Source organism: Myxococcus sp. AB025B (assembly GCF_006518215.1).
Taxonomy (GTDB): domain Bacteria; phylum Myxococcota; class Myxococcia; order Myxococcales; family Myxococcaceae; genus Myxococcus; species Myxococcus fulvus.
In genome coordinates, this window is sequence record NZ_SRLW01000388.1 from 1 (window position 1) to 7,856 (window position 7,856).

Annotated in this window: 6 protein-coding genes; 3 read left to right on the top strand and 3 right to left on the bottom strand. The window is 72.4% G+C overall.

The annotated features are described in order from the left end of the window. The first annotated feature begins 14 nt into the window (after nucleotides 1–14). The 3 genes from FL311_RS46375 to FL311_RS38610 all read left to right on the top strand — a co-directional run bounded on the left by FL311_RS46375 (nucleotide 15) and on the right by FL311_RS38610 (nucleotide 2,609). Nucleotides 15–149, top strand: a complete 135-nt coding sequence (locus FL311_RS46375) for an MYXO-CTERM sorting domain-containing protein (protein ID WP_368668613.1) — start codon at nucleotides 15–17, stop codon at nucleotides 147–149. A gap of 46 nt (nucleotides 150–195) precedes the next feature. Further along, entirely contained in the window at nucleotides 196–1,992 is a 1,797-nt protein-coding gene (locus FL311_RS38605) for a bifunctional UDP-sugar hydrolase/5'-nucleotidase (protein ID WP_141332655.1), read from the top strand. A gap of 224 nt (nucleotides 1,993–2,216) precedes the next feature. Beyond that, complete coding sequence (locus FL311_RS38610) at nucleotides 2,217–2,609, top strand: hypothetical protein (protein ID WP_141332656.1); 393 nt, start codon at nucleotides 2,217–2,219, stop codon at nucleotides 2,607–2,609. 115 nt (nucleotides 2,610–2,724) lie between these two features. Here the strand turns inward: FL311_RS38610 and FL311_RS38615 are convergent, their stop codons facing one another. The 3 genes from FL311_RS38615 to FL311_RS38625 all read right to left on the bottom strand — a co-directional run. Beyond that, nucleotides 2,725–5,502, bottom strand: coding sequence for an Hsp70 family protein (locus tag FL311_RS38615; RefSeq protein WP_141332657.1), 2,778 nt, complete (start codon nucleotides 5,500–5,502; stop codon nucleotides 2,725–2,727). Between the two features lie 25 nt (nucleotides 5,503–5,527). Further along, a complete protein-coding gene (locus FL311_RS38620; protein WP_141332658.1) occupies nucleotides 5,528–7,390 on the bottom strand; it encodes an Hsp70 family protein in 1,863 nt (620 codons plus the stop codon). 61 nt (nucleotides 7,391–7,451) lie between these two features. After that, on the bottom strand, nucleotides 7,452–7,856 hold a 405-nt coding region (locus tag FL311_RS38625), incomplete at its 5' end, for a DUF2760 domain-containing protein (RefSeq protein WP_141332659.1).

Sequence of the window (7,856 nt, forward strand, 5' to 3'; positions counted from 1 at the left end):
GGCCCGGACCGGGCATCCCGGGTGGGGGTGGCTTCCCTGAGCCGGACGACGGGTCGGGTTGCTCGTGCGCCACCGCGTCGGTGCCTGGCAGCGTGGTGCTCGGGCTGCTGGCCCTGGGCCTGTCGGTGCGTCGTCGCCGCGAGCGCTGAAGCGCGGTTGAATCACGGCGCGCGGCGGGGTGAAGTGCGGACGCTCATGCGTTCACCGCGCCCCTTCCTCGTCGCGCTCGCGATCTGTGCCGCCGCCTGCGCCGGCACACCCGCCACCCCGACGCCCGCCGCGTCCTCGGCCGAGCCCGTGCGGCTCACCCTGGTGGGCCTCAACGACTTCCATGGCAACGTGGAGCCGCACCGCACGCGGCTCTCCGACGGGCGCGTGGTGGAGGAGGGCGGCGCGGCCACCCTCGCCGCATACGTCGCCCGACTGCGCGCGGACAATCCGGGCGGCGTGCTGCTGCTGGATGGTGGTGACCTCTTCCAGGGGACGCTGGCCTCCAACCTCACCGAGGGCGCCGTGGTGGTGGACGTCTACAACCACCTGGGCTTCACCGCGGCGGCCATCGGCAACCACGAGTTCGACTACGGCCCGGTGGGCGCCTCGCCCATGGCGTTGACTCCGGGGGAGGATCCGCTCGGCGCGCTGAAGGCCCGGGTGAAGCAGGCGCGCTTCCCCATGCTGTCCGCCAATCTCCGCGACGCGGCCACGGGCAGGACGCCCGCGTGGCTCGGCAACGACGGCACGCACCTGCTCACCGTGAAGGGAGTGCGCGTGGGCGTGCTGGGGCTCACCACGGAGTCCACGCCGAGCGTCACCAACCCCGCCAACGTCGGCTCGCTGCGCTTCCTGCCCCTGGCGTCCTCGGCGCTGGAGGCGTCGCGCTCCCTGCGCGCGCGTGGCGCGGATGTGGTGGTGGCGGTGGCGCACGCGGGCGGGCACTGCCCGGACCTGTCGAACCCGCGCGACACGTCGAGCTGTGAGCGCGGCGGCGACGCGGAGATCGTCGACATGCTGGCCAAGTTGCCTCCGGGCACGCTGGACGCGGTGGTCGCCGGGCACACGCACCAGGTGATGGGCCACTTCATCCACGGCGTGCCCGTCATCGAGACGACAGGGCTGGCGCGCTCGGTGGGCGTGGTGGAGCTGTTCGTGGACCCCGTGCGCCGACGCGTGGAGCCGTCGCTCACCCGCATCCAGGCGGCGATTCTCCTGTGCTCGCAGGTGGACGCGGTCCATGGGGACTGCGATGGCCGGCGGCTGCGCGAGCGCGCCGAGGTGAAGCTGGTGCCGGCGAGGTTCCTGGGCGCCGAGGTGCGCCCGGATTCCGAAGTGGAGGCGTTGCTCGCGCCCACGCTGGCGCAGGTGGACGCGGCGCAGCGGCGGCAAGCGGGTGTGTCCTGTGCGTCGCCGCTGGTCCGGGGCTTCACGGAGGAGGGGGCGCTGGGCAACGTCGTCGCGGACGCGCTGCGCGAGGCGGTGGGCGCGGACGCCGCGGTGATGAACCCCGGTGGCATCCGCGCGGACCTGCCGGGTGGGGTGCTGTCCTTCGGCCACGTCTACCAGGCGCTGCCCTTCGACAACACGGTGGCGGTGCTGACGCTCACCGGCGCGGAGCTGGAGCTCCTCTTGAAGCTGGCGCACGGCGTGGACCGGGGCGCGGTGTTCGCGGTGTCCGGGCTGGAGCTGACGCTGGCGCGCTGCCCGGGGCCGGGGCGGCTCCTGTCCGTCACGCTGGAGGGCGGAAAACCCCTGGTCGCCGAGAAGCGCTACCGGGTGGCGGTGCCGGACTTCCTCGCGCGGGGTGGGGACGGGGTGGAGGGCGTGACGCGGCCGCTGCCTCCCGAGCGCGCGGAGCTGGCCCCGTTCCAGGGAATGGACCTGCGCGAGGCGTTGATCGCCTACGGCCGCTCCCATGGAGGTGTCCTGCCCACGCCCGCTCTGGGGCGGGTGCGCTACAGCGGTGTCGCGGAGGCGTGTCCCACCGCCTCGCGTTGAGGGAGCCAGGGCTGAAAATTCGCCCGGGGGTTGATCCGCTGGGAGTGAACGGAGCCGTCCAACCCTTGGAAACTTCGATGAAAACGCTCCCGGGCCGAATTTTCGGCCTGGGATCAGTTTTCAACGGAGGGAAGGCACCTTACTCTATGGCTCGCGAGTGCCCGTGCCGAGGTGGCCCCATCAGGGACTGCGTGCGAGGGCCCCCGAGAGCGGGAGGGACTGACATGCTCTACAAAGTGACCCCGATGATGACGCCTCCGCCGGAGAAGGCGAAGCCGCGTGAACCGGGGCAGCCGCAGCCGCGCAAGCGGCGCAAGTCCGCCGTCTACGACGCGGATGGTCACGAGGTCCTCATCTCGTTGATGTGCATCAAGTGCCGTACGCTGAAGCCGCTGGCCCAGTTCGGGCTGCGGAAGATGGCGGACGGTGCCATCCGGAACCAGCCCTGGTGCCGCACGTGCCGCTCGGGCGCGGGGACCAAGAAGCCCAAGGCGGGCAAGGGTGAGGCCGCCGCGCCTTCGGAGCCGACGCCGGTGCTCCAGGTCGTCGAGCGCGCCGCGCCCAAGGCCGTCGCCGAGCCCGCCTCGTCCGACGTGCTCCCGGACATCCGGGGCTGATCGCCCCGTCGAGGCTCCAGCGAGGACTCCCACGAGGTCGCGTGCCCCGCACCGACCCGTGAGGGAGTCCTTTCGGCTCGCACGGGGCTCGGTGCCCGTGGAGCCACCTCGCCGCTCAGGACAGTCGGAGTCCCGCGGGCAGCGTGTCGCCGAGCGCGCGCGCCTCGTCCGCCGCCTCCAGCGCGACGACTTCACGCACCATGCGCACCCACGTCTCGGACGCCTTGGCCGCGACGAGCGCCTGGGCCGCGCGCTCGCGCAAGCCCGGGTCCACGTCCCGCGTCCTGTCTCCGGTGAGCCGCGCGAGCTGCGCCGCCGCGAACGGCGCACCGTCGATCTTGCGCAGGTCCAGCTCCAGCAGGAGCGTCAGCCACGCCTCGGCCGTCTCCACGTCCACGACCTTGTGGCTGCTGCCGTAGAGCGGCACCCGCGCGCCCAGCCGTCCCAGGGACCACGCCCACGGGCCACCGGACTTCGCCTCGGCCTTCAGCCGCTCGGCGATCCACCGGCCCACCTCTGCCTTGTCCCCGGGCGACAGGTGCTCGAGCGAGGCGGCCGTGCGCACCATCTCCTCCAACCCCTCGGGCTGGATGCCCTTGAGCTTCCCGGCGGCGGGCGCGTTCGGGGGCACCTTCCTCGACAGGTGCGGCTGCAGGTACGCGTAGAGCTTCTGCTGCTGCGCCTCCGTCAGCCCACCGGCGATGCGCCGCCACATCACCCAGAACTCCGTCCACACCGCCTTGTCCGTGTGGTGCTGCACCAGCGCGTCGAACAGGCTGAAGGTCTGCTCCGCGCGCCAGCCGTCCAGCGGATACCCGAAGCCCGGGCGCAGCGTGAAGCCCGTGAGGCTGTAGAAGACGCGCTCGTGGTCCTCGGTGCGACGGCGCTTGCTCGCGCCCGCGTACAGCGTGCTCCACATCTCGCGCAGCACCGGCACCCGCCACGTCTCGCGCGGCCCCAGCGCCTTCTCCAACGTCCGCCCCAACTGCTTCACGTCCTTGGGCCCCAACGGCAGCGGCTTGTTCCCGTAGACGCGCTCGATGTTGTCCTTGGCCTCCACGAAGCGCGCGGGCATGGACTCGGTGACGGTCAGCTCGTGCGAGCCCCCCGTGCCGCGCAGCTCGAACTCCAACCTCCAGCGCTCGTCCGCGACGTCGGAGACGCAGTACAGCTCCAGCGTGCCAATCTCCGTCAGCGCCGCCTGCAGGTGCACCGGCACCTCCGCCACCTTGCCCGACGCCCCCTTGAGCAGCGTGTGGATGGGCGGCAGCGGCTTCAGGTCCTCCGCCAGGGGCACCAGGTCCCCGGGCTTGTCGATGCGGTCGCTCGTCGTCGAGTAGAGCTGGAACTGCACGGGCCTGCCGAGGGTGAGCGTGAAGGGGCGCTCGCCCAGGTCCACCTTCTGTCCCTCCTCGAAGCCGCGAGGGATGAGGCACAGGGCGGGCTGCTCCGCGCTGTCCGCGGGACGCTGCAACCCCACGTAGTACGCGCGCGCCGCGCCACCGCCGATGCGCAGGCCATGCCCACGCCGCACCAGCCCGTAGTACGCGGCGCCCCGCGCCACCGCGAGCTCCAGCGACTCGTGGCGCAACAGCGAGATGCGCGGCGCGTCCGGCCACCACCCCGAGACGGCCTCCACCAGCCGCTCCGAAATCCAGGGCGAGTTGAAGACGCCGCCGTTGAGCAGGATGGCGTCGGGGCGGGGGAGGGCGCCTTCGAAGGCAGGCGTCTCGCCCAGCGCCGCGAAGCCCGCCGCCGCGTGCTGCGCGAGGAACGCCGCCAGATGCCGCGTCACCGCCGCGTCCTGCACGTACGGCAGGCCCAGCTCCTGGAGCGCCATGCGCGCGGCCCGGCGAGGCCGCTCCGTGGGCGGCGTGCGCGGGAAGAAGCCATCCAGCACCAGCGCGTGGGCCTCCTCGCGAGACAGCTCCGAGGACAGCGTTCCACCCAACAGCCGGCTGCCCTCGCCTACTAGCGACACGCCGTACTTCTCCGGAGGCGCCTTGCCGAGCAGCGCCTCCTTCGCGGTGCGCGCGGCCTGGATGGCCTGCGTCCACTGCGTGGCGGACAGCCGCCGCCCGTCCGAAAAGAGCTTCTCCTCCACCCGCCGGGCCAGCGCCGCGTCCATGTTGTCGCCACCCAGCATCAGGTGGTCGCCCACGGCGAGTCGCCGCAGCATGGGGCCCTCGGGCGACACGCCCGCGTGCACCAGCGTGAAGTCCGTGGTGCCGCCGCCCACGTCCACCACCAGCACCAGCCGGACGTGGGAGAGCGTCTGCTCCAGGTCCGAGCGGTGGCGCGCGGTGTAGTCGTAGAAGGCCGCCTGGGGCTCCTCCAACAACGTGAACTTCTCCAGCCCCGCCTTGCGAGCCGCGCTCACCGTGAGCGCGCGCGCGGCCTCGTCGAACGAGGCGGGGACCGTAATCACCACCTCCTGCCGCGACAGCGGCGCGTCCGGGTGCGCGAAGTCCCAAGCGCGAGCCAGGTGCGTGAGCAGCAGTGCGCTGGCGTCCACGGGGGACAGCTTCGCCACGTCGGCCGGCGCGCCCCACGGGAGGATGGGCGCGGAGCGGTCCACACCCGGGTGGCACAGCCAGCTCTTCGCGCTGGCAATCAGCCGGCCCGGCACGCGCGAGCCCTGCCAGCGCGCCAGCTCCCCCACCACCCACGGCCCGCCGTCGTCACCCCAGGGCAGGCGCAGCGACTCGGCGCTCAGCTCGTGGCCCGCGGGCACGTACACGGTGGAGGGAAGCAGCGCGCGCGGCGCCACCTCCCCCTGGCGGACGAGCTGCGAGACGGGGAAGTCCTCCACGGGCGCGCTCGCGCCCCGGGCGGGGTCCACGGACGCCACCGCGCAGTGGGTGGTGCCCAGGTCGATGCCGACGATTCGCATACACCTCCGGTTGCCGGTCGGCGTTCTACTCCTTCATGCGGACGTTGAGCTCCAGCTTCCAACGCCCGTCGCCACCTTTCTCCAGGCACCGCAGCTCCAGCGTCCCCACCTCCGTCACCGCCGCCTGCAGATTGACGGGTGTCAAATCCCCGAAGGCTGCGGGCTGCCCAGGCATGGTGGTCTCGATGGGGGCCAGCTCCTCCATCTCCCCCTTCGCCAGCTCGTCCGCCACGTCCTCCACCATCGTGCCGACGCGGTCGTCGCGCCGCATCGAGGAGGAGAAGAAGCGGAAGCTCGTGGGCTCCCCCGTGACGAGCCCGAACTCCTGCGGCGGCACGTCCGCCTGCGTGCCCTCCTCCATGCCGAAGGGCGCCACGCACAGCGCCTTCACCGGAGGCTCGAAGCCCGGCACCGCCGGCATCGACGACTCCACGCCCACGTAGTACGCGCGCGCCGTGCCGCCGCGGATGCGCAGGCCGTTCCCCTGCCGCACCCAGCCGTAGTACGCCGCGCCGCGCGCCACCGACAGGTCCAGGTCCGCGCCCTCCAGCTCCTTCGCCGGCTCGCCGCCGTCCGCCCTCAACCACAGGTTGAGCACCTCCATGACGCGCGCCTTGAGCGGCCCGGCCTTGAAGACGCCACCGTTGAAGAGCACCGCCGTCGGGTGCAGGAAGGACTTGTCGCCCACGTCCACCGGCGCGTCGTGGCTGGACTTCAGCGCCTGCGCCTGCCGGGTGAGGAACGCCGCCAGGTGCCGCGACACGCCCGCGTCCTGCGCGTACGGCAGCGCCATCTGCGCCAGGCCCGTGCGCCGCGCCGTGCGAGGCAGCTCCGACAGCGGCGTCACCGGGAAGAAGCCGTCGGTGAGGACCCGGTCCAGCTCCTCGCGCGTCAGCTCCGTGCGCAGCGTGCCGCCGATGAGCGACGAGCCCCGCCCGGGGATGGAGATGGGCACCTTGTCCAGCGAGGTGTCCGCGTACAGCGTCTCCTTCGCCTGCCGGCATCCATGGGTGAGGGCGTTGAACTGCCACGGGTCCAGCTTCTTGCCCTCGGCCGCCAGGCGCTGGTTGAGCGTGTGCGCCAGCGCCAGGTCCATGTTGTCGCCGCCCAGCAGGATGTGGTCGCCCACCGCCACGCGCAGAAGCTCCACCTCGCCGTCCCGGTCCTTCACGGTGATGACGGAGAAGTCGGACGTGCCGCCGCCCACGTCCACGACGAGGATGACCTCGCCGGGCTTCACCTGCTGGCGGAACGTCTCGCCCATCGCCTCCAGCCACGCGTACAGCGCGGCCTGCGGCTCCTCCAACAAGGTGAGGTGCTCGATTCCCGCCGCCTTGGCGGCCTCCAGCGTCAGCTCGCGCGCCGCCGCGTCGAACGAGGCGGGGACGGTGACGATGACGTCCTGACGGGCCAGCTGGTTGTCGGCCTCCTCGCGCCCCTGGGCGAAGGTGGAGTCCCACGCCTCCTTGAGGTGGCGCAGGAACCGGGCGGACGCATCCAGCGGGGACACGCGCTGCACGTCCTCCGGCGCCTGCCAGGGCAACAGCGGCGAGCGCCGGTCCACGCCCGGGTGCGACAGCCAGCTCTTGGGCGAGGACACCAGCCGCGTGGGCACCTTGGCCCCGTGCGAGCGCGCCAGCTCTCCAATGACCGAGGACGCGTCCGGGTTCCACGGCAGCGCGAGGCTCCCTGGCGGGAACTCCTGCGCCGCGGGCAGGTACAAGAAGGAGGGCAGCAGCGGGCGGGCCTCGAGGGTGCCGGGCGCCGTCAGCTGCGGGATGGGCAGCATGGACTGCGCGCGGCCCCGAGGCTTGCCGTCCTCGAGGTTGAAGTACGACACCGCCGAGTGGGTGGTGCCAAGGTCGATGCCGATGGAATAGCGGGCCATATCGGGCTTGAACTCCTGGGGGGCTCCCTTTTGTCCGGTCTGCCTGTCCGCCGGGTGACGCTCAGGCGAGCTCGACTTCCGCCGGAGCAAGCACTCGCGGGTCCATGGCGGTGCTCACCGCCGGGAACTTCACTTCCGTCGTCACCCAACCATGGTGGCGCAGCGTCCCGTGGTGGGGCGGGGTGCCCGTCACATTTCCAGTGAGGCGGATGCGCTGGGCGTCGAAGCCCGCGGGCACCGTCACCGACGCACCCTCCGACTCGGGCAGCACCGGCTTCACCGTGAAGTACTGGCCGAGCACCTTGCGGCACCCCTCATGAACGGTGCGGCACGCGGCCCCCACCTCGGCGTCCGAGTAGGCGGCCACGTTCTCCTGGAGGAAGTCCACCAGCCGACCCTCCCGCTGCAGCATCGCCAGCAGCGTCAGGGCGCTGGCGTGCTCGCGCTCGGGCGGAAGGGCGGGGGG